Source organism: Bacillus sp. FSL H8-0547, from assembly GCA_038002745.1.
Classification (GTDB): domain Bacteria; phylum Bacillota; class Bacilli; order Bacillales; family Bacillaceae; genus Bacillus_P.
In genome coordinates this window covers 2,050,487-2,071,840 of sequence record JBBODD010000001.1, presented here as the reverse complement: position 1 = coordinate 2,071,840, position 21,354 = coordinate 2,050,487, and the positions used below count along the sequence as shown (strand labels likewise).

The following is a 21,354-nucleotide window of genomic DNA, read 5'->3' as shown; positions in this document are numbered from 1 at the left end:
GATTCATCACCCTCCTATCCCTTTCATGATCGTTTCAATCGTCAGCTGCAGCGGGACGGAAAGTCCATTTGGAAACACGCCGATCAGCACAATCAGCAGCAGCAGGATGGAAACCGGAATCGTTTCATGCCACTTCAAATCAGACATGATACCGGGGCTCTTTTCCGCTCCAAACGTGATCGTAAGCACCGCTCTCAGTAAGTAGGCTGCGGTAAGAATGATCCCGATTGCCCCAATCGCACCAAGCTCCGGATGCTGATCAAAGACACCCATAAACGCGGTCAGCTCGCTGATGAAGCCTGACATCCCCGGCAGTCCGAGCGATGCCATGGCCCCTGCAAGCAGAAAGCCCGCTGCAAGCGGCATCGATTTTGCAAGGCCTGAAAGCTTCCCGAGCTCTGTTGTCCCGGTCCGTTCCAATAGAACACCGACGAGGAAAAACAGCAGCGCTGAAATCAGTCCGTGCGAAACGACCTGAAAAATCGCCCCTTGAATGCCCGCTTCATTTAATGCGCCAAGGCCAATGAGCACAATGCCCATATGCGAAATACTAGAGTACGCAAGAACCATTCTGAGTTCATTCTGAATCAGGGCAAGGAATGCGCCGTACAGCAGGTTCACAAGTCCGAGCACAATGACAATCGTGCCAAGCTTTGAAAACTCAGCCGGAAACAGCCCAAGGCCAAACTTGATCAAACCGTACGCCCCGATTTTCAAAAGAATGCCTGAATGCAGCATGACGATCGGCGGCGGAGCCTGAACGTGCACCCTGAGCATCCATGTGTGCAGAGGGAAAATCGGGAGCTTTACGCCAAATGCAACGAGCAGGGCAATTAGAAGGCCTAGCCTGAAATCCTCTGACATCGGGCCAATCAGCTGAGCATCCGACATCGTCATGAGCTGTGTGAGCAGCGGAAAATTTGTTGTTCCTGTTTTTGAAAAAAGAAGGATGATCACAATCAGCAGGATAGCAGATCCAAACCCGTTATATAGAAGGAACTGATAGGCTGCCTTTTCCCGTGCAGCGAAGCCCCACTTGCCGACGAGGAAAAACATCGGGATCAGCGTGATTTCGAAAAAGATGAAAAAGAGCACGAGATTCTGCGCCAGGAACACGCCGAGCATACCTGTTTCAAGAAGCAGAAGCAGCATGAAGTAGCCCTTCCAGTCCTTCTTGATTGAAACCGATGCGGCTGCAGCCAAAGCGGCCAGTATAGCCGTTAAAAGCACCATGACAAGCGAGAATCCGTCCAGGGCAAGCTCGTAGTCGACCGTGAACACGCCTGGCTGCATCTCATGGTACTGGCCAAACGTGATCCAGCGGACCTTTTCAGAAAAGCGCTCCAGCTTTTCCCCTGCAAGATACTGCGCAAAAACAATGCCTGACAGCAGGACGGCAGGAAGAGTGGCGAGGAATCCAACCAGCTTCAGGGAGGATTCCTGATCGCGTTTCATAAATGAGAGTACGAGAATGCCAAGGACAGGCGAGAAAACAAGGGCTGTCAGCAAGATTGACGTCATTATAAGTTCCCTCCTGTCACAGCGTACAGCACAAGCAGCAGGGCAAGCCCGACAAATGCAACCGTTCCGTACATCTGAACCTGGCCATTCTGCATTTTTGAACCGAGTGCCCCTGCAGAGCGGACGATCCCGGCCACTCCTTTTACAGCACCTTCTACAAGGAACTTCTCCAGGTATTTGCAGAGCATGCTGACCGTGTTCGTCAGCCAGACCACAGTGACACTGTAAAGCTCATCGATAAAGTATTTGTTTTTCAGAACCGAGTGAATCATCGGCATGCGGGCTCTTGCTTTTTCCGGTGAAATGGAGCCTTTCTTGTACATCAGATACGCAAGCAGAATGCCGAGCAGCGAGACAGCTGTTGCCAGAATCATGATCCAGGCAGGACCTTCAATGTGTCCGTGGCCGAGCTGAGGCGCGCCTTCTGTCAGCCAGTCCCCGAGGAATGTTCCGAACCAAGGCGTATTGACGTAGCCTGAAAAAACAGCAAGTACTGCCAGCACACTCATCGGAATCAGCATGGAAGGCGGTGATTCATGAACAGAAGCAAGCTCGGTTTTCGGACGTCCCGTAAAGACGAGGAAGAAGAGCCTGAACATGTAAAAGGCAGTAAAGAAAGCAGCGATGACCGCAAGCCAGAACAGCGCAGGATTTCCGTGCTCCCAGGCGGCAATCAGAATCTCATCTTTACTGAAGAAGCCTGAAAAGAGCGGAACGCCGCTGATGGCAAGGGTTCCGATTAAAAACAGCGGACCGGTGAATTTGAGTTTTTTCCACAGACCGCCCATCTCGTCAATGTTCTGAGTGTGGACTGCGTGGATGACGCTTCCGGCTGCGAGGAACAGCAGCGCTTTGAAAAAGGCGTGCGTCATCAGGTGAAAGACGCCGGCGACATAGCCTGCAGAACCGAGGGCAAGCATCATGTAACCAAGCTGGCTCACAGTCGAGTAGGCCAGCACGCGTTTGATATCTTTTTGAACAAGCCCGATGCTTGAGGCAAAGATAGCGGTGAAGGCGCCAATCGTTGCAACAACGAGAAGCGCCGTTTCACTTGCGGCAAACAGCGGATACATAAGGGCAACAAGGTAAACCCCCGCTGCAACCATCGTCGCGGCGTGGATGAGGGCGGAGACCGGCGTCGGCCCCTCCATCGCATCAGGCAACCACGAATGGAGCGGGAACTGGCCGGATTTCCCGATGGCCCCGATGAAAATCAGGATGCTGGTCAAAGTGATCATATCGAGCGAAATCATACCATCTGCAACACTTGCAAAAATGCGGTCATATTCAAAGCTGCCAACCTGCCAGAACAGAAGAAGCATCCCGACAAACAGGCCGACATCCCCGATCCTTGTCATAATGAACGCTTTTTTCGCGGCAGCCTTCGCTTCTTCTTTGTAAAAGTAGAATCCGATCAAAAGGAAAGACCCCACGCCGACAAGCTCCCAGAATATGTAGAGCTGCAGCAGATTGGTCGTCATGACAAGCCCGAGCATGCTGAAGGTGAATAGGCCAAGATAGGCATAAAACACATGAAAGCGGGGATCTCCGTGCATGTATCCTTTGGAATAAATATGTACAGCTAAGCTGACGAGCGTGACGATCACAAGCATCAGCGCATTGAGCGGCGTAATCTCAAAACCTGCCGTAAGCTCCATGCTGCCGATTGTAAGCCACACAGCTTCAGCTTTATAGGTATTTTGTGCGAACCGGTCTGCGAGCACCGCAAGTGCACCGGCGAATGAGAGGGTCATCAGGATGCCTCCCACATAGACGCTTCCTTCTTTCAGCCGTTTCCCGAACAGGAGCAGCACGAGAAAGGAGACAAGCGGAAACAGCGGGATGATCCAGGCGTATGGCATCATTGTATTCAATCCCCTTCTTGTTAGAGGTGTTAATGCTTCATAGATTCATAGTCATCAATATTGACAGATCTCCGGTTGCGGTAAAGGGCAAACAAGATGGCAAGTCCAACGGCCGCCTCCGCTGCAGCAATCGTGATCGTAAAAAGCGAGAACACCTGGCCGGTAATGGACGGAATCACTCCGTACTTGCTGAAGGCAACCAGATTGATATTTGCCGCATTCAGCATCAGCTCAATTGAAATCAAAACGATCACTGTGTTCCGCTTCGTCAGGGCCCCGTACAGTCCGATGCAAAAAAGGATCAGAGCGAGCACAAGAAAGGCCGATAAAGGAATCGAGCTCATTTTTCGTCCTCCCCGTTTTCATCTTTTCTCGCCAGGATAATGGCTCCTATTAACGCCACAAGCAGAAGAACAGACGTCAGTTCAAACGGAATCACAAAGTGAGAATAAAGCGAGATTCCGATCTGTTCGGTATTTTTCACATGCAGATCTGCCTGCTCTTCCCCGAGCTGCAAATCATAGATTCCTAGATACATCACGAGGGCAAACGCCGCAATGCCAAGAAACACGATGAGCTTTTTGCCGATGCCGGCAGACGGCTCATCCTCATCCTGGTGGCGCGTCAGCATGATCCCAAACAGCATGATGATCGTAATCGCACCCGAGTAAATCAGAATCTGGACCGCTGCCACAAATTCCGCCGAAAGGAGAACGTACAGACCGGCGATACTCACAAATGTGAACACAAGGGATACGACCATATGAACTACTTTTGTCACATTCAGCATGAGGATGCCGCCGCCGATGGCCACCATGGCGAGTGCGACAAAGGCAACAAACTCTCCGGTTATACTCACACCTTATTCTCCTCCCTGATGTTCTCATCATTTTCATCCAGCCACTCCAGATTCTTAAACAGCTGATCGCGGCTGTACTCGGCAAGCTCAAAATTGTTCGTCATCACAATCGCTTCTGTCGGACACACCTCTGTGCAAAGATCGCAGAGGATGCAAATTTCAAAATTAATATCGTATGTGTCGATGATCTTCCCTTTTTTCGCCGGATCCGGATGCTTCTTGCCAGTTAGCTCTATGCAGTCAGTAGGGCAAATAGCCGCACACTGATTGCACACAATGCACTTCTCCGGATAAAACTTCTGAATGCCCCGGAACCGGTCAGGCAGCGCAAGCGCCTCATTCGGATAATCATACGTCACTTTCTTCTTCGTCAGGCTGTTCAGGGTATACGTCAAACCTTTTGCTAAACCTCGCATGTTTTCACCCCTTGTTTGGTTGCTAGTTGTTATATGGATTGCGGCCGGGACGTGGTTTACTTGCCGGAATATCGGTTTTACTTGAAAGAATGCCTCTTTTTCTTGAGAAACTGTTCCGTTTACTTGCCGGGACAACGGGTTTACTTGAATTTTTCCAGATGTCTCTTGGTTGGCAGTGTGCGTATTCCAATTTTTCGACATTTTGTTACTTAAAGAAAATCTCCTTCACAATCGCTGTTACAAATATGTTCGCGAGTGCGACAGGCAGGAGCACTTTCCAGCCGAATTCCATGAGCTGGTCGGCGCGGATCCTCGGGAAGGTGACGCGGAACCAGATCAGGATGAAAATGACGACACTGAATTTCAGTCCGAACCAGATGGCGCCCGGAATGAAATCAAGGAAGGCAACAGGCTGCCAACCGCCGAGGAAAAGCACGGTCGTCAGCGATGCCATGGCGAAAAAGTATACATATTCCGATAGCATGAAAAACGCCCAGCGGAAGCCGGAATATTCGACATGGTAGCCGGCGACAAGCTCTGATTCCGCCTCAGGCAAGTCAAACGGCGTCCGGTTCAGCTCTGCGACAGATGCAATCAAGAAGATCAAAAAGCCAATCGGCTGCAGGAAAATAAACCAGACATTCTCCTGTGCATCGACGATGGTGTTCAAGTTCAGACTTCCGGATAAAAGCACGACGCCGATGACTGACATCACAAGCGGGATTTCGTAGGAAATCATCTGGGCCGCGGCCCGCATGCCGCCGAGCAGCGAGTATTTGTTGTTCGATGCCCAGCCGCCGGTGACAATGCCGATTGTCGTCAGCCCGGAAATGGCGATATAAAATAGCAGTCCGACTCCAAGATCCGCAAATTGAAAGGAATCTGTAAAGGGGATTGTTGACAGCACGATAAAGGCAGGTGCAAAGGCAATGACTGGCGCGAGAATAAACAGCGGTTTATCTGCAAGCTTTGGAATCGTGTCCTCTTTTATCAGGAGCTTCAGAACGTCAGCCACTGTCTGCAGCAGGCCCCACCTGCCGCCTACCTGATTCGGTCCGATCCTGCCCTGCATGAAGCCCATGACTTTGCGTTCAGCCAGGATGCCGTAGGTGACAAATCCAAGGACAACGAACAGGAAAGCTGTTGCGAGTCCGAAAAAAATGGCGAAATTGCCTAGGCCAGGGGACGATTGCAGCAGATCCTGCACCATCAGCCGTCCACCTCCCCGAGCACGATGTCAATGGCGCCGAGAATGGTAATGAGGTTCGCCATGTTTTCACCCTGCAGCAGCTTTGGCAGGATTTGCAGATTGTAAAAAGACGGCCGTCTGAATTTCAGGCGGTACGGCTCTTTTTTTCCGTCACTGGCGATATAGCAGCCGATCTCGCCGCGCGGGGATTCAATCCGCACATACGCCTCTCCTTTTGGAGCCTTAATGATTTTCGGCACCTTAGCCATGATCGGCCCGTCACCAGGAAACTGTTCAACCGCCTGCTCCAAAATTTTCAGAGACTCCTCGATTTCAGCCATACGGCATTCATAGCGGGCAAAAGCGTCGCCTTTTGTCCTGACCGGAACGTCAAAATCAAAACGGTCATAAATGGAATACGGCTCATCTTTGCGGAGATCCCATTTCACCCCGGTACAGCGAAGGTTGGCGCCGCTCAGGGAGTACTCAAGAGCCTCTTCTTTTGTATAAATGCCGACCCCTTTTACACGGTTCAGGAAAATTTCGTTCCCTGACACAAGATCATGATAGCCCTTGAGCTGCTCTCTCATGTACGGGATGAATTCGGCGACTTTTTCAATCCAGCCCTCCGGTGCATCCCACTTCACTCCGCCTACACGCATGTAGTTAAACGTAAGGCGTGCACCCGACAATTCCGCCAGCAGATTAATGATCATTTCCCGCTCGCGGAAAGCATATAAGAACGGGCTTACCGCACCGATATCAAGCAAATACGTGCCCCACCAGACTAGGTGACTCGCGACCCGTCCAAGCTCCATCGCAATGACGCGCAAATAGTCCGCGCGTTCCGGAACCTGAATACCCGCCATCGTCTCCACTGCATGGCAGATCACGTAGTTGTTGGTCATCGCGGACAGGTAATCCATGCGGTCTGTGTACGGTATGATCTGCGTATACTGCAGATTTTCCGCGATTTTTTCCGTGCCTCTATGTAAATAGCCAATCACCGGTGTAGCCTCTTTAATGATTTCTCCGTCAATTTTTATGACCAGCCTGAATACGCCGTGCGTACTCGGATGCTGCGGGCCGACATTCAGGAGCATTTCTTCTGTCCGGATCAAAAGCTACACCTCCACATCATAAGGTTCATAATCTTTTCTTAGCGGATGCCCGATCCAGTCATCCGGCATCATGATTCTCGTTAAATTCGGATGGTCCGTGAAATGGATGCCCAGCAAATCATAGGCCTCGCGCTCAGGCCAGTCCGCCCCTTTCCAAAGAGGCACAAGCGACTGGATTTCAGGCTGGTCACGGTCAAGCTTCACCTTCAGCACGACTGTGTGCCTGTGTATATAGGAAAAGAGGTACACGTAAATTTCCATATGGGTCTGAAAGTCGGTGCCGTGCAGTTCGGATACATAATCAAACTGTAAGTCTTCCTGTTCTTTCAGCAGTTTTGCTAATGTAAAATAGGATTCTTTCTTTGCAGTAAGGGTAGGAACATCTTTCGACAGCCTATTGATGCCTGACTCTTCCAGGACATCCCGGCCAAGATGCGTTTCAATGATGCTGATGTATTTCTGCAGGATTGGTTCATTCGGTGAGGGTTCTTCTTGCTGCGGTTCTTCCTTGACTGCCATTTGCTTCGCTTTAGCAGCAACGGCAGCCTTTGCCTTGGCAGCAGCAATCGCTTTTGCCTTTTCTTTCGCCAAGTCGTCTTCTGACATATTTTCACGGGATGCCTTTGCTTTTGCGGCTGCAGCGGCTTTTGCTTTGGCGGCTGCGACAGCCTTTTGCTTTGCTAAAGCAAGGTCGTCTCCTGAGGATTCGCTTGCTCCCGCTTCTTTCGCTTTCTGCTTAGCCAGTGCAGCGGCTTTTGCCTTTGCTGCTGCGACAGCCTTTTGCTTTGCTAATGCCAGGTCGTCTCCTATGGTTTCACTTCCACCCGCTTCTTTTGCTTTCTGCTTAGCCAGTGCAGCGGCTTTTGCCTTTGCTGCGGCGACTGCTTTCTTCTTCGCTAATGCCAGGTCGTCTCCTGAGGACTCGGTTTCTCGGGCTTCTTTTGCTTTCTGCTTAGCCATTGCAGCGGCTTTTGCCTTTGCTGCGGCGACTGCTTTTTGCTTCGCTAGTGCCAGATCGTCTCCTGTGGATTCGCTTTCTCCGGCTTCTTTCGCTTTTTGCTTCGCGATGGCTTCGGCTTTTGCTTTGGCGGCTGCAAAAGCTTTTTGCTTCGCTAATGCGAGGTCGTCTCCTGATAATTCGCTTCCGCTGGATTCTTTCGCTTTCTGCTTAGCCAGTACGGCAGCTTTTGCTTTGGCAGCTGCGGCGGCCTTTTGTTTGGCTAGAGAGTCTTCGCTTGCGGGTTCCTTCCCGGCCTGCTTTTCTGCAAGTTTTTTCAGGGCAGCTTCCTTTGCCTTTTGAGCGGCTTCTCTCTTTTGCTGCTGGAGGTCTTTTTCATCGCTCATGGATTATTTCACTCCCTGTTTTTGCCTCGTAACGGATTTTTTCTTTCAGCTTGTTGATTCCGTAGATGAGGGCGGCAGGATTGGGCGGACAGCCCGGGATATAGACGTCAACCGGCACAATCTGATCGACCCCTTTTACGACGGCGTAGGATTTGATATACGGTCCGCCTGCCGTTGCACAAGAACCCATGGCAATCACCCATTTCGGTTCAGGCATCTGGTCGTACAGACGCTTTAAGACCGGGGCCATTTTTTTCGTAACGGTCCCTGATACGATCATGACATCCGATTGCCGGGGCGATGTTCTAAAAAACGAGCCAAAACGGTCGAGGTCATAGTGTGATGAGCCGACACCCATCATTTCAATGGCACAGCATGCAAGGCCGAATGTCAGCGGCCAGAGTGAATTGCTTCTCGCCCAGCCCTTTAAATCCTCAAGTGTCGTCAAAAAGACGCTGCGCTTGAGCTCTTCCATTTCATCCTGAGGGATATTCGTTAGCTTTAAGTCCATTTCAGCACCTTCTTCTTCCATGCGTAGACTAGCCCAATCACGAGCATGATGACAAAAATAAGCATTTCAATCAGAGCAAAAACACCAAGCTTCTCATATGCGACAGCCCACGGATACAAAAACACCGTTTCTACGTCAAAAATGACAAACATCAGACCAAACATATAGTACCGGACATTAAATTGAACGCGTGAATCATGAAATGGATCAATTCCGCTCTCGTAAGTAGTGGCCTTCGCCTCACTCGGCTTGTGGGGCCTTAAAATCCGGCCGATTCCGAGCGCCACGACCGGCAGCAAGATACCAAGCAGCAGGAAAACAACAACAATTAAGTAGTTATTCAAATAGACGTTGAGTGATTCCATCCCTTTCCCCCGTTATGTGAAAGTTGGTAAAACTTTTATAATATTCAAAATGTAACCGCTAACATTATAACACTGTTGCCCAAAACGTGTCGATAAGGGATATTTTCATAAGAACATATCCAGTTTCATCCTCTTTTGTAGCATTGCTGTAAGCTGCTCTTTTATGGCCTTCAGGATGTTATACTAGCTCATGAATAAAAAACGCGAGGTGACAGAATGCCAGAATCATATCAGCATGACTTTGAAACGGATTACGGCAAGAATCTGCCTGTGTTTGAATCAGAAGAAGCGGCTAAAATCTATTTTTATGAACAGCGGAAAGAGAACTTGTCTCTTTTAGAAGATATATATGCAGAACTTGGCTTACCATTAACCTATTCTCCAAAAAGTTTGATTGAACTTGAAGAAGTCTACTTTGATTTTTTCAAAGAAAATAAATTCCGTGATTTTCAACTGACGGTCGCCGATCTTGAGGAATGCATGAGCATTTACTTTGGTGAGGTGGCAGTGATACATCTTGAGCATGCTGCATGGGCTGTGAAGGAATACTCTTTCACAGAAAATGCGTATGTTTCAGGAATCCAGTGCGGGCGCACCGTCACTTATTTTTCAAATCTGTTTGAGAATCATTTTTTATCTGCAAAAGATGCGTCTGAGCAGAAAATTTATGAGCTATATCAAAAATATGAGCGAAAAAGCAAAAAGCTGGGACCAAACTGAGCGTTTGGTTCTTTTTTTGTGCGCCGGATTGTTAAAGGCGGCTTTTGGATTGTTAGCATGCTGATTTGGATTGTTGGAGCACGAGTTTGGATTGTTAGAGCACCAATAAGGAGCAAATCCGGCCGGAATTACGATTTCCGGCCGGATTCTTTTAACATTCGACGGCCACTCTGCGCTTTTCTGCATTGGATTTGATCGCCGCTTCATTAACTGCGGTCAGGAACAAGGCATCCTCGTTCGTAATAAATGGCGCTGTCCCAGACAGAATCGCGTCAGCCCATTGCTCCATCGGAATCGGGAGTTCTTCAGGCAGATTCTCCATAATGCGGACGCCTTCTGCATTCCGAAGCTCGATTTTCCCGTCCTGAATCAGGAGACACCCTTCTGTTCCGTACAGTTCCAGGGAAAACGGACTGCCGAATGAAACGAAAGATGTTTCCAGGACGGCTGTGGCACCGTTCTCATACGTGACAAGCACGGATGCCTGGTCTTCCACTTCCTTGCCATACACATAATCAAAATGCGCGGAAACTTCTTTCGGTTTTCCTGCAAGTCTGTTCATTAAATAGATCGGATGGGCACCCAGGTCGATCAGCGCCCCGCCGCCGCATTGCTCGGCGTTGTAAAAGTGTGCCGGCAGCCAGCCCTGCGGATTTTCTTCTGTCGGAACCGATCCATTATGGGCTACGCGGCATCTCGCATTTTTAACCTCTCCGAGCATACCTTCCTTTACAGCTTTTTCTGCAAAAAGGTAATAGTCTGTACTCAGCCTTGGCATAGAAACAACCAGGGAAACGCCCGCTTTCTCGACCGCCTTAAAAATTTCATTGCAGTCTGCTGCTGTCAGTGCCAGCACTTTTTCCGTGAAGATGTGCTTTCCGTGTTCTGCTGCCTTCACAATGACTTCCTTATGCATATTTGTCGGCGTGTCTACCACGACTCCCTGAATCTCAGGATTACCGAGCACCGCCTCGAGGCTCGCCTCAAACGGCACGCCAAGCTCATTTGCCCACTTCTCTCCTCGCTCTTTGTCTTCATCCCAAACCATCGCAATTTCCACTTTCGAACTGTTATGTATATCCCGTGCATAATCAACGGCATGCACGTGCCACTTGCTCAGCATCGCTGCTTTTATCATGTCTGTTCCCTCCTAAACGTTGTCCCTATACTATTTCCTTTTCGCACCGGTGATTTCCTTTTCTTTAATTGGATAAAATGAAAAGAAAAGCGGAAGCGGCCGTTTAGCTCCGATAGACATATAAGAAATCACCCGAAAAGTCCGGGTTTGACTTTTTGGGGGATTTTGTTCTGGCAGAGGAGTTGGCCGCTGGAGCTGGACACCGGGAAAAGCGGAAGCCCCTTGTTCAAATCCGACAGGCAGAAAAGGGTCCGGCAGAAAAGTCCGGGTTTGACTTTTTTGACGGAGCCGTTCTGACGGAGGATCTAGGGGCTGGAGCTGGACACCAAGAAAAGCGTAAATGATTTTTTTCACCAAAAGGTTTCCCATCTGGATAAAAGAGGGAATATCCCTGTATGACTTCTAGGAGGAAAATGAATGAAACTGCATAATGGTTCACTTTATTGGCCAAAAACGATCAGCAGCACACAAAAGTATCCAGAGCTCAGCGAATCAATCACATGCGATGTTCTTATTGTTGGCGGGGGGATGTCCGGCGCATTATGCGCCCATACTCTTTCTTCCTATAATCTGAATACCGTGCTCGTTGAAAAAAGAATCGTCGGAAGCGGAAGTTCGTCTGCCAACACCGGGCTGCTTCAGTTTTCAAATGACAAAATGCTGCATGAATTTATAAAGGAAATCGGCAAGGATCAGGCCGTACGCTTTTACAAGATGTGCCTAAAAGCGGTGGACGAGCTTGAAAAAACGGCTAAGAGCCTGTCTCAGCCGGTTGATTTCATCAGACGGAAAAGCTTGTACTATGCGAGCGATGAGAAAGATGTGTCAAAGCTTAAAAAAGAATTCAAGGCGCTTTCCAAGCATGGCTTTCCAGTCTCTTTTTTAGAAGAGGATGAGATTGAAGAACGGTTTGGATTTAAAAAGCCTGCAGCGCTTCTGACTGACGGCGATGCAGAGGTAAATCCCTATAAATTCATCCAGACCCTTATGAAGGATGCACATCAAAACGGTGTGCAGATTTTTGAGAACACAGCGGTTGAAGAACTGGACCGGGATGATGAATATATCACGATGCAGACTTCCCACGGAACCATTCGGGCAAAGAATGTCATTTACTCAACCGGATATGAAACCATTCCATTCGCCAAAAAGCTGGGTGCGGATGTAAACAGGACATACGCTATTGCCACCACACCTGTTGCATCTTTGGAAAAGTGGGAGGATCGGAGCTTAATTTGGGAGACGAAACGGCCCTACTTTTATATGAGGACAACGGTCGACGGAAGAATTGTTGCCGGCGGACTTGATGAAGACAAGATGGAAGCCCCGAGCAATGAAGACATCATCCGCGAGCGCGGCCAGCGTCTTCTTGATAAGATTAAAGAGCATTATCCTTCATATGACATGGAGGTCGACTCCGCCTGGGGAGCAAGCTTCGGTGAATCAGACGATGGCCTGCCCTTCATCGGACAGCATCCGAAAAAAGACAATATCTACTATTGCCTTGGGTTCGGCGGCAACGGCACCGTTTATTCGATGCTTGGAGCAGAAATCATTAAAGATCTGATTCTATATCAATCCCATCCGGATGCTGACATTGTCCGGCTGGACAGATAGGGAAAGCTGCGGCTTTTCCTTTTTTTCTGCAGCAAAAAAACCGGCACAGAGCCGGTTTTTCCATTACTTTTGCTTTTCATCATAATATTGAACGGGATACATGGAGCCTTCTGAGACCATTTTGTTGTCATCGATGTCTTCCGGATCCGGGTTGCCCGCTTTTTCAACAGGGAATGAATCTGTGTTTTTGCGCGAGAAATACGGGATTTTGTTCTTCGTGCTTTGTACGAATTCAGTTACCTTTTCACGGTTTGCTTTGTCCTTTAATAGGTAGGATGTGACGCCGACTCCGACTGTCGAGATCGCAATGCCTGAAATTAATGCTTTTTGTCTCATGCTTGATGCTCCTTCCGTTTTGCATTTTTTTAAGTGTTTCTTACTTTTACCCGCTTATCAAAATGCAAAACATAGGCGCTTACGATTTTAGGATTGATTCCGCACTTAAAGCCGTTTCGTTCATGAGGTCAGCAATTTTTTTATTATCGTCACTAAGGGTTTCAATCGTCGCGCTCATCTCCTGCATGCTTGCAGATGCCTGTTCGATGATGGCCGCAAGTTCATTGGTTGAACGCTCGACATTTGCCGTGTTTGTCTCTACGTCGGCCGAGATGGCTTCAAAGCCTGTGAAGCTCTCTGTCATATTGGCCAATTTCTCTTTCAGCTGCTGGAAATTCTCGTGGACTTCACGTGTTGCCTCAACACTTGTCAGCAGGTTCGCGCTGCTTGCCGCCATTTTTTCTTCCGCTTCCCCGCTCGTTTGATTGACCTGTTTCAGATTCTCCGTGATTTTTTTATTGGCATCATTCGTTAATTCAGCAAGCTTGCGAATTTCCTGGGCAACGACCGAAAATCCTTTGCCTGCCTCTCCTGCTCTTGCCGCTTCGATTGATGCATTTAAAGCGAGAAGATTTGTCTGTTCGGTAATCTGGCGGATCGTGTTTGTGAACTGATTGGTTTCTTCAATCTTCAGGTTCAGGTTTTTAAACGTCGCATTCAAAGCCGTAACGATTTGATTCAGGTCATTCATTTCTGTCATCAGCCTGCTCACTTTTTCACCGCTTTTGTCCGCAATGCGGCTGGCTTGTCTTGAGTCTTCGTTCAACAGGGAAGAAATCTCGTTCAGTTCGTTCATGGAAAGCATGTTGTTGTGGGCACTTTCAGCAATTTCGCTGATCTGCTCGCTCTGGATTTGGCTCCCGGCAGAGACTTCATTAATGGCAATCGTCATTTCTGCCTGGGCGCGTGTATTCATCTGCACTCTCTCGTTCGCTTTTGCCACACTGTCAGCGATCCGGGAAGCCGCCTGTTCGAGCTTGTGCCTCTGCTCTTCTTTTCGGCCTGCTTCAGCTTCGGCATCCGCTATGAACTGCTGCAGCACATTGAACTGTTTTTTATTCAGATGGATGAGCACGCCAAGCAGGACCCCTGTTAAAAGATAGGCCAGAACAATGGCGCCCATGCTGCCTGCAATCATTTCCTGTTCTGCAGAGGGAACCGATGCATTGACAAAAAGGGTCACAAGGCCAAGGCCAAATCCAGTTGCAAAAACCGTCGAGTAGTAAGGGACCGCTGAAAAAACGGCCTGAAAAAAGAGGACTGGAATAAGTGCAAGATTCGCGCCGGTTATGAAGATCGAGGCGCATGCAAGAATAGAAATCATCACAACCGTGAAATACGGAAACAGCCTGTCCCTTTTCAAATACCGGAACAATACATAAAAAACAATCAGCATCACACATTCAGCTGAATAAATCGGCACCTGCTCCATCTGCCCCGTGACCAGGACGTAAATCAGAGCAAATAAAGATGACGCGCCAAATGTAAACAGCATCAGCTTGTTTTTGCTTAATAAATCATCGTGTTTTACCTTTTCAATCGCTGTCATACATGTTCTCCCCTGTGTTCAAATTGGTTTACTTACTATATCGACAGCGCTTACAACTTTTTTATATAACAAAAAAAGAAACGCTGCATTCAGCGCTTCTTTTTATTCCGGCTGTAGATATCAAACCAAACGGCAAGAACCAGAATACTTCCTTTTACAATCAGCTGCCAGTAGGCATCAATGTTCATGATGCTCATGCCGTTATCCAGGCTCGCCATAACAAGAGCTCCAATGATGGCTCCCGGGATGGTTCCGATTCCGCCCATCAAACTTGTGCCCCCGATGACGCAGGCTGCGATGGCATCGAGCTCATACATGTTTCCTGCTCCAACGGTAGCCGCGTTCACGCGCGCAGTCAGGACAAGACCTGCGATCGCTGCAAGTGTGTTCCCGAGAACGAAAACGAGGAGAATTCTGCGCTTAATGTTAATGCCTGAGAGAACAGCGGCCTCGGGATTGCCCCCAATGGCATACACCTGTCTGCCGAATACCGTCTTTTTGGCGATAAAGTGGAAAAGAACAGCGAGGATGATGACCGTTATAAATGGAACCGGAATTCCCTGGTACTGATTCATCAAGTATATGAACGTAAAGATCAGAAGACCGATGCCCACTGAAGCAATCAGCGTCCAGTTCATGGAAAGAACATCAAATCCGTACTTGATGCGCGCGTTTCTTTGTCTGATCAAAAAGTACACGGCAAGGATAAACGCAATAGCTCCCATGATCAGGCCTGCAGCAGGCGTCACATATCCCTGTCCGATGATCTTAAGGCTAGGTGAAAGCGGAGCTACGGTCATGCTTCCGGTGATACCGGTCAGTATTCCCCGGAAAATAAGCATTCCTCCGAGCGTGACGATAAAGGCCGGCACGGCCATGTAGGCAATCCACCATCCCTGCCACAGACCAATCAGCGCACCCAATACCACTGTTGCAATAATAACGGGTATCGTATCCCAGCCAAGCCAGACGTTCAGGATCGCTGCAACGCCTCCCGTCAGTCCGACAAGTGAGCCGACTGAGAGGTCAATCTGTCCGGATACGATGATCAGGACCATGCCAATTGCTAGAATGGATGTTACAGACATCTGCAAAAAGAGATTGGATAAGTTCCGCGGGGTTAGAAAGGTATCATTTAAGACGGAAAATAAAATCCAGATGATGAGAAGGGCGCCAATCATGGAGTATGCGCGGATATCGATTGTAAACAAATTGATTTTCTTTTCTTTCACTGCCGGCTGTTTAACGGTTTCAAGGTTTGTGCTCATCCTGCAAGTCCTCCTGTCGCTGCTCTCATAATGTTTTCCTGGGTAGCATTTTCTGCATGGAATTCACCTGTGAATTTCCCTTCTGACATCACCAGAATTCTGTGGCTCATGCCAAGTACTTCAGGCAGCTCAGACGAAATCATGATGATGGCCACTCCCTCGTTTACGAGCTCATTCATAATGTGATAGATTTCAAGCTTCGCTCCAACGTCAATTCCCCTCGTTGGTTCATCAAGGATCAAAATTTTAGGTTTCGTCATCAGCCATTTTCCGATGACAACCTTCTGCTGGTTCCCCCCGCTCAGTGTGCCGGTGACTGTTTCAACAGATGGCGCTTTTATTCTCAGCTGTTTTAAATACTGATTCCCGCTGCGGATTTCTTCATTCTGGTTGATGATGCCGAGGGATGAGACGCGCCTCAGGCTCGGAAGCGTCACGTTGTTCTGGATATCCATGTTCAGGACAAGGCCGAATTTTTTCCGGTCCTCCGATACGAGCGCCAGTCCGTTTTCGATTGCCTGCTTGACGGATTTGTTTTTCGCATTCTTTCCGTTGATTTCCACATTGCCTTTTGAATAGCCTGCGTAAGCGCCGAACAGGCTCATCACAAGCTCCGTTCTTCCTGAACCCATCAGCCCTGCAATTCCAAGGATTTCACCTTTTTTCACTTGAAATGAGACAGAATCTATAACTTTTTTTCCAGGCATATCAGGATGATAAACCGTATAGTCCTCAACCTTCAGAATGGTCTCTTTCGGATTTGCGGCCATTCGGGGATAGCGGTCTTTGATCTCGCGCCCCACCATGTATGCGATGACTTTATCCTCCGTGAGATCGGCCGCTTTTTGGGAAGTGACCGTTTTTCCGTCGCGGAGAACCGTGATCGTATCGGCAATATCAAACACTTCTCCGAGCTTGTGGGAGATGTAGATGCAGGTGACGCCCCGCTCCCTGAATTCTTTTAAAATCGCAAGCAGAATCTTGACTTCCTGTTCAGTCAGAGCAGCAGTCGGTTCATCTAAAATCAGGATTTTGGCCTTTTTTGAAAGAGCCTTTGCAATTTCGACAAGCTGCTGCTGGCCGATGCCGAGTGTTCCCGTAATCGTATCTGGGCTTACGCCTTTCAGGCCGACCTCAGCAAGCCATTTCTCACACATTTGAATCATCTTATTTTGATCAATAATGCCGAAGGTTGCCGGCTCATTGCCGAGAATGAGATTTTCTGCCACCGTCATTTGCCGGACAAGAGCGAGCTCCTGATAGATGATGGAGATGCCCGCTTTTTCAGCATCCTTAATCGTTTTAAAAGACTGCACTTCTCCGTCCACCGTTATCTCACCTGAATAAGAGCCTGAAGGATACAGCCCGCTCAGCACCTTCATAAGCGTGGATTTCCCGGCCCCGTTCTCTCCGCAGAGTGCATGGATTTCGCCTTTTTCCACTTGAAACGTGACATCATCAAGAGCCTTCACGCCTGGAAATTCTTTCGTAATACTCGTCATTTCAAGAACAGATGACACGACTTCCCCCTCCAATTCATTAAAATGTCTAGAAAAAAATGCGGAATTATCGAGAATTCCGCATTTTTCAATGTATGGTAAAGCTTTAAAAGTTTCATGCTTGAGCCGGGTGTGCTGAGCGCCGGCATCCGCCTGAGTAGGGGCACTTTTGCGTACTCACCAATTGGATTTTTGGTGGCATTCGCCTAAGTGGTGCTACTTTTGCATACCCACTGACTGGTTTGTGGCGGCACTCGCCCGAGTGGTACTACTTTTACACACCCACTGACTGGATTTGTGGCGGCACTCGCCTGAGTAATGCCAATTTTGCATACTCACGTACACGATTTGTGGCGCCACCTGCCTGAGTGGTGCCACTTTTGCATACCCACCGATAGGATTTGTGGCGGCACTCCGTCAGCCTTTCTATCCCATTTCCACCCGACCGGTCATCATTTGCACAAATGACCCAGGGTTTTACTTATACACATCCTCTTTCTTATGGAACCCGTCTTTAATGATGGTGTCATCGATGTTGTCTTTATTTACCGCTACCGGATCAAGCAGAAGTGATGGGACATCGATTTTGCCGTTATTGACTTTGCCGTTTGTTTCAACTTCTTCGCCATTGGCCATTTTCACTGCAAGGTCGGCAACTGTTTCTGCGATCAGGGTGATTGGCTTGTAAACCGTCATCGTCTGTGTGCCTTCTACGATCCGCTGTGCAGCCGCAAGCTCGGCATCCTGTCCTGAAACAGGTACTTTTCCTGCAAGTCCCTGAGCGGCAAGCGCCTGAATGACACCGCCGGCAGTGCCGTCATTTGCTGCTACAACAGCATCGACTTTGTTGTTGTTCGCTGTCAGAGCATTTTCCATATTGGCAAGGGCATTTGCCGGATCCCACTCTTCTGTCCACTGGTCGTAGACGATTTTAATGTCGCCGCTGTCAATCAGAGGCTGAAGCACGTTCATTTGTCCCTTTTTGAAAAGATGGGCATTGTTGTCAGTATCCGCGCCTTCAATCAGCACATAGTTTCCTTTAGGTACAAGCTCAGTGATGGCTGTTGCCTGCATTTCTCCTACACGTTCATTGTCAAAGGATACATAGAGATCCACATCCGAATTTTTAATCAGACGGTCGTATGAGATGACTTTAACGTCTTCCTGGTGAGCCATTTCGACGATTGACGCGGCAACCTCCGCGTTGTGAGGCACGACAACCAGAATGTCCACACCCTGGCTGATCAGGTTTTCAGCCTGTGCAATCTGCTTTGCATCGTCCCCGTTTGCTGCCTGTACATTAACTTTTGCGCCAAGCTCCTCGGCTTTTGCAACAAACAGATCACGGTCGCGCTGCCAGCGCTCTTCTTCAAGCGTGTCCATTGAGAATCCGATGACAAGCTCATCATCTTTGCCAGCCTTTTCGCCGTCCCCTTTTGTCGGCTCTGAGCCCGAGCTGACACAGGCAGTAAGACCAAACACAAACATCATCAGCATAAGCAGTATTAACCCTTTCTTCATTTCCCCATTCCCCCTTGGAATATCAATCTTACAAGACTAACTTTATCACCTTTGTAAGCGGTTTATTTTATATGATTTCTGTACTTTTTTAAGATATCTAGCATTATTTTCTACATTTTAGAAACCGCTTTCTTTTTTCCCTAAAAAGACTGTACCTCCAATTGTTCATTAGCGGTACAGTCTTTTTAATAGGCCAGTCAATGAGAATGACCCTCTTCTTTTTCCTTATAAACATATGGCTGTGAAGGAGGATCTATCTTTGAGATTTTCTTAATTTGCAGATAGGGAATCTCAGTAGATGAATACTCTGTTGTCTGCAGCTCGCCCGAGACACTGACCCACTCCCGGTCTTTAAAATCCTTTGCTTTTTCTGTCGCGGAAAAGAGACCGTATAACCCGTCATGCTCATCCGTGCAGCACGGATCACCGCTTCTTGCAACGACAAACTGTGTAGGTTTAAAATCTTTTTCGCGGTGGACAAATCCAGTCAGTTCAATCTGTTTCCCCTCAAATTCCCTCGGAAAACGGTCCAGAACATCCAGGACGGACGTGTAATTTTCATTTGTAAGTATGATTGTATCCATCTTCAATAGTTCATTTTTTTGATTCTGGTAATAATCATCCGGCTTCTCTTCTGCATGATGATCATCTTCAAGCTCAGGCTTGTATTTTTCATCAAGCTCATTCATATAGCTATCTGGATCTTCTAAATACTCTTTCGCATTTGCGAATGGCTCTTCTGTTTTCTGAGAAGCTTCTTGTTTTTCTGGCTCTGCTTTTTCCGGCTGCATGCTCATTCCAAAAATAAAAACAATGCTTCCTATTATGAGGAGACCAAAAGCGGCCATAATAAAATTTTTCACTCGATTAACTCCCATTCCATTTATAAGAATTGCTCTTTTCAGTGTAACAAAAAAGAAGGGAGTTTCGTTAAGAAGAAACTCCCAATTACTTATCTTTTTGTCCGATGGAGACCAGCGAATCCTTATACTGGCTGGGAGACTTTTTGCATACTTTTTTAAAGACACGGCTGAAGTAGTTCGGGTCGTTATAGCCTACCTCAAAAGCAATTTCCTTTAAGCTGCGGGAGCCTTTTTCCATTAACTTTTTTGCTTTATCAATCCGGCATTTTGTCAAATAATCGATGTAGCTGATGCCGAGCTCTTCTTTGAAAATTTTGCTAACGTACTGAGGAGAGAGGTTAAATTCCTTTGCCATTGCCTCAAGCGACAAATCGGTGTGGCAGTTTTTCCTGATATGCTGCTTCATGCGGTTCGGGATATCCTCCTGAAGATTTTCAGTCACCCGCTTGTATTGGCTCATGACATCTTCCAGGATAAAATTCACTTCTGTTTTCATTTGCAGATAGGATGCTGCGCTGAATGAAAAAACTGGTTTTCTGATCACAAAGCCCATTTCATCCAAGTAGCGGATCATTAATGTCATAGTGTCATAGACTTTTTGCTCTGCTTCAGCAAGCGGATGCTGAAATTTCTCAAAATAAGCGGTCATTGCCTGAAAATGACTGCGAACTCCTTCCCACTCACCGATCCGCAATTCCTCAAGAATCAGCTCTTCAATGTGGTGCATGTCTCTGTCTTTGATTTTTTCATTGGAAATGATATCGCTGTAAAAGCTGTATCTTGCTTTAGAACCTGCTGATATAGAGGCACGGAGCGCTTCGTAGTACGACTGTCTGATTTGCTCGAGCGCCGGGTATGCCTTGCCGATTCCAATCGCTGCTGATGCAGAAAATACACCGCTTAGATTATGCAGAATTTTTTGCACGAGCGATACCGCGTTCCGGCGGTACTGGTGAATCTCTCCTTCTGCAAACACAATAATCGGCACCTGCAGGCCGGACATCGGCCCTACCCAGCCTTTTGTATGCAGCTGGATGGTCCGTTTCAGCTCTCCGTACATTTGCTCGAGCCGTCCGGTAAGCGTATCCTGGGGAAAGTGGATCAGAACCACATAGGAAGGCTGCTTCTGGTCAACATTCAGCAGGCCCATGCACTCATGGAGATGAACATCGTGAACATGATCAAATAAGAGCTGTGTGACGAGGTCCGCCTCTACGATCGGGATCATTTTCTGCATGCGTTCTTCTGTCTGCTGCTTTCGTTCAGATTCGAGCTTGTCTTTTTTAATATCATCGATGACCTTCTGAATCGTGGAAAGAATGACCTCCCGCTTGCTCGGCTTCAGCAGATAATCTTTTACCCCGAGCCGCAGCGCCTGCTGGGCATAGTCAAACGTATCGTAGGACGATACAATCAGGATTTTGGCGTCCGGCACGATTTTCTGGATTTCCTTGATCGCTTCAAGCCCGTTGATCCCGGGCATTTTGATATCCATGAGCAGAATGTCGGGCTTATGCTCTGCCGCAAGTTCAATCGCTCTCCTGCCGTTTTCCGCGAGTCCGACAATTTGAATGTCCCTGAATTCTGTTTCAATGATTTTCTTTAACGCGATTCTTTCAATCTCTTCATCTTCCGTGATCAAAAGCTTCATT

At 48.1% G+C, this 21,354-nt stretch carries 20 protein-coding genes; 2 read left to right on the top strand and 18 right to left on the bottom strand.

Translation table 11 applies throughout. The features are described from left to right. Positions 1 to 6: 6 nt before the first annotated feature. From MHB63_10245 to MHB63_10200, 10 genes are all read right to left on the bottom strand, one after another. Positions 7 to 1,521, bottom strand: a complete 1,515-nt coding sequence (locus tag MHB63_10245) for an NADH-quinone oxidoreductase subunit M (GenBank protein MEK3806910.1) — start codon at positions 1,519 to 1,521, stop codon at positions 7 to 9. Beyond that, entirely contained in the window at positions 1,521 to 3,386 is a 1,866-nt protein-coding gene (gene nuoL, locus MHB63_10240; protein ID MEK3806909.1) for an NADH-quinone oxidoreductase subunit L, read from the bottom strand. The genes MHB63_10245 and nuoL overlap by 1 nt, the downstream gene beginning before the upstream one ends. A gap of 29 nt (positions 3,387 to 3,415) precedes the next feature. Beyond that, on the bottom strand, positions 3,416 to 3,730 hold the full coding sequence (nuoK, locus tag MHB63_10235) for an NADH-quinone oxidoreductase subunit NuoK (protein ID MEK3806908.1): 315 nt from the start codon (positions 3,728 to 3,730) through the stop codon (positions 3,416 to 3,418). Then, positions 3,727 to 4,239 carry an NADH-quinone oxidoreductase subunit J gene (locus tag MHB63_10230; GenBank protein MEK3806907.1) on the bottom strand — a complete coding sequence of 171 codons (513 nt, stop codon included), beginning with the start codon at positions 4,237 to 4,239 and terminating at the stop codon, positions 3,727 to 3,729. The genes nuoK and MHB63_10230 overlap by 4 nt, the downstream gene beginning before the upstream one ends. 2 nt (positions 4,240 to 4,241) lie before the next feature. Beyond that, the gene (gene nuoI, locus MHB63_10225) at positions 4,242 to 4,661 is read right to left on the bottom strand and encodes an NADH-quinone oxidoreductase subunit NuoI (protein MEK3806906.1); all 420 of its coding nucleotides are present in this window, start codon (positions 4,659 to 4,661) and stop codon (positions 4,242 to 4,244) included. Between the two features lie 205 nt (positions 4,662 to 4,866). Beyond that, complete coding sequence (gene nuoH, locus MHB63_10220) at positions 4,867 to 5,871, bottom strand: NADH-quinone oxidoreductase subunit NuoH (GenBank protein MEK3806905.1); 1,005 nt, start codon at positions 5,869 to 5,871, stop codon at positions 4,867 to 4,869. Further along, positions 5,871 to 6,971: an NADH-quinone oxidoreductase subunit D gene (locus tag MHB63_10215; GenBank protein ID MEK3806904.1), complete on the bottom strand. Its 1,101-nt coding sequence runs from the start codon at positions 6,969 to 6,971 to the stop codon at positions 5,871 to 5,873. The genes nuoH and MHB63_10215 overlap by 1 nt, the downstream gene beginning before the upstream one ends. A gap of 3 nt (positions 6,972 to 6,974) precedes the next feature. Then, positions 6,975 to 8,315 carry an NADH-quinone oxidoreductase subunit C gene (locus MHB63_10210; protein ID MEK3806903.1) on the bottom strand — a complete coding sequence of 447 codons (1,341 nt, stop codon included), beginning with the start codon at positions 8,313 to 8,315 and terminating at the stop codon, positions 6,975 to 6,977. Next, on the bottom strand, positions 8,305 to 8,826 hold the full coding sequence (locus tag MHB63_10205) for an NADH-quinone oxidoreductase subunit B family protein (GenBank protein MEK3806902.1): 522 nt from the start codon (positions 8,824 to 8,826) through the stop codon (positions 8,305 to 8,307). Before MHB63_10205 ends, MHB63_10210 begins: the two co-directional genes overlap by 11 nt. Then, positions 8,817 to 9,191, bottom strand: coding sequence for an NADH-quinone oxidoreductase subunit A (locus MHB63_10200; protein ID MEK3806901.1), 375 nt, complete (start codon positions 9,189 to 9,191; stop codon positions 8,817 to 8,819). Before MHB63_10200 ends, MHB63_10205 begins: the two co-directional genes overlap by 10 nt. Before the next feature lie 216 nt (positions 9,192 to 9,407). Between MHB63_10200 and MHB63_10195 the strand changes: the two genes are divergently transcribed. Beyond that, positions 9,408 to 9,911, top strand: a complete 504-nt coding sequence (locus MHB63_10195; protein MEK3806900.1) for a hypothetical protein — start codon at positions 9,408 to 9,410, stop codon at positions 9,909 to 9,911. Positions 9,912 to 10,062: 151 nt separating this feature from the next. Here the strand turns inward: MHB63_10195 and MHB63_10190 are convergent, their stop codons facing one another. Further along, positions 10,063 to 11,049, bottom strand: a complete 987-nt coding sequence (locus MHB63_10190) for a Gfo/Idh/MocA family oxidoreductase (protein MEK3806899.1) — start codon at positions 11,047 to 11,049, stop codon at positions 10,063 to 10,065. A 417-nt stretch (positions 11,050 to 11,466) separates the two neighbouring features. Here MHB63_10190 and MHB63_10185 point away from each other — a divergent pair, with 417 nt between their 5' ends. Continuing rightward, positions 11,467 to 12,666 (top strand): FAD-dependent oxidoreductase, encoded by a 1,200-nt coding sequence (locus MHB63_10185; GenBank protein ID MEK3806898.1) that lies wholly within the window; start codon positions 11,467 to 11,469, stop codon positions 12,664 to 12,666. 63 nt (positions 12,667 to 12,729) lie between these two features. Here MHB63_10185 and MHB63_10180 read toward each other — a convergent pair whose 3' ends face one another. From MHB63_10180 to MHB63_10150, 7 genes are all read right to left on the bottom strand, one after another. After that, on the bottom strand, positions 12,730 to 13,002 hold the full coding sequence (locus MHB63_10180; protein ID MEK3806897.1) for a hypothetical protein: 273 nt from the start codon (positions 13,000 to 13,002) through the stop codon (positions 12,730 to 12,732). A 79-nt stretch (positions 13,003 to 13,081) separates the two neighbouring features. After that, entirely contained in the window at positions 13,082 to 14,551 is a 1,470-nt protein-coding gene (locus MHB63_10175) for a methyl-accepting chemotaxis protein (GenBank protein MEK3806896.1), read from the bottom strand. A gap of 89 nt (positions 14,552 to 14,640) precedes the next feature. Next, on the bottom strand, positions 14,641 to 15,819 hold the full coding sequence (locus tag MHB63_10170; GenBank protein MEK3806895.1) for a sugar ABC transporter permease: 1,179 nt from the start codon (positions 15,817 to 15,819) through the stop codon (positions 14,641 to 14,643). Further along, complete coding sequence (locus MHB63_10165; GenBank protein ID MEK3806894.1) at positions 15,816 to 17,339, bottom strand: xylose ABC transporter ATP-binding protein; 1,524 nt, start codon at positions 17,337 to 17,339, stop codon at positions 15,816 to 15,818. Before MHB63_10165 ends, MHB63_10170 begins: the two co-directional genes overlap by 4 nt. A gap of 456 nt (positions 17,340 to 17,795) precedes the next feature. Beyond that, positions 17,796 to 18,839, bottom strand: a complete 1,044-nt coding sequence (gene xylF / locus MHB63_10160) for a D-xylose ABC transporter substrate-binding protein (GenBank protein ID MEK3806893.1) — start codon at positions 18,837 to 18,839, stop codon at positions 17,796 to 17,798. A gap of 197 nt (positions 18,840 to 19,036) precedes the next feature. Next, positions 19,037 to 19,702, bottom strand: coding sequence for a TIGR03943 family protein (locus MHB63_10155; protein MEK3806892.1), 666 nt, complete (start codon positions 19,700 to 19,702; stop codon positions 19,037 to 19,039). An 85-nt stretch (positions 19,703 to 19,787) separates the two neighbouring features. Continuing rightward, positions 19,788 to 21,353: a response regulator gene (locus MHB63_10150; protein MEK3806891.1), complete on the bottom strand. Its 1,566-nt coding sequence runs from the start codon at positions 21,351 to 21,353 to the stop codon at positions 19,788 to 19,790. Between the last annotated feature and the right edge of the window lies 1 nt (position 21,354).

What these genes read in the sequence shown, in the direction of transcription:
- MHB63_10245 (MEK3806910.1), bottom strand. Translation starts at nt 1,521, where the DNA reads ATGACGTCAATCTTGCTGACAGCCCTTGTTTTCTCGCCTGTCCTTGGC.
- nuoL (MEK3806909.1), bottom strand. Translation starts at nt 3,386, where the DNA reads ATGATGCCATACGCCTGGATCATCCCGCTGTTTCCGCTTGTCTCCTTT.
- nuoK (MEK3806908.1), bottom strand. Translation starts at nt 3,730, where the DNA reads ATGAGCTCGATTCCTTTATCGGCCTTTCTTGTGCTCGCTCTGATCCTT.
- nuoI (MEK3806906.1), bottom strand. Translation starts at nt 4,661, where the DNA reads ATGCGAGGTTTAGCAAAAGGTTTGACGTATACCCTGAACAGCCTGACG.
- nuoH (MEK3806905.1), bottom strand. Translation starts at nt 5,871, where the DNA reads ATGGTGCAGGATCTGCTGCAATCGTCCCCTGGCCTAGGCAATTTCGCC.
- MHB63_10210 (MEK3806903.1), bottom strand. Translation starts at nt 8,315, where the DNA reads ATGAGCGATGAAAAAGACCTCCAGCAGCAAAAGAGAGAAGCCGCTCAA.
- MHB63_10205 (MEK3806902.1), bottom strand. Translation starts at nt 8,826, where the DNA reads ATGGACTTAAAGCTAACGAATATCCCTCAGGATGAAATGGAAGAGCTC.
- MHB63_10200 (MEK3806901.1), bottom strand. Translation starts at nt 9,191, where the DNA reads ATGGAATCACTCAACGTCTATTTGAATAACTACTTAATTGTTGTTGTT.
- MHB63_10195 (MEK3806900.1), top strand. Translation starts at nt 9,408, where the DNA reads ATGCCAGAATCATATCAGCATGACTTTGAAACGGATTACGGCAAGAAT.
- MHB63_10190 (MEK3806899.1), bottom strand. Translation starts at nt 11,049, where the DNA reads ATGATAAAAGCAGCGATGCTGAGCAAGTGGCACGTGCATGCCGTTGAT.
- MHB63_10185 (MEK3806898.1), top strand. Translation starts at nt 11,467, where the DNA reads ATGAAACTGCATAATGGTTCACTTTATTGGCCAAAAACGATCAGCAGC.
- MHB63_10180 (MEK3806897.1), bottom strand. Translation starts at nt 13,002, where the DNA reads ATGAGACAAAAAGCATTAATTTCAGGCATTGCGATCTCGACAGTCGGA.
- MHB63_10175 (MEK3806896.1), bottom strand. Translation starts at nt 14,551, where the DNA reads ATGACAGCGATTGAAAAGGTAAAACACGATGATTTATTAAGCAAAAAC.
- MHB63_10170 (MEK3806895.1), bottom strand. Translation starts at nt 15,819, where the DNA reads ATGAGCACAAACCTTGAAACCGTTAAACAGCCGGCAGTGAAAGAAAAG.
- xylF (MEK3806893.1), bottom strand. Translation starts at nt 18,839, where the DNA reads ATGAAGAAAGGGTTAATACTGCTTATGCTGATGATGTTTGTGTTTGGT.
- MHB63_10150 (MEK3806891.1), bottom strand. Translation starts at nt 21,353, where the DNA reads ATGAAGCTTTTGATCACGGAAGATGAAGAGATTGAAAGAATCGCGTTA.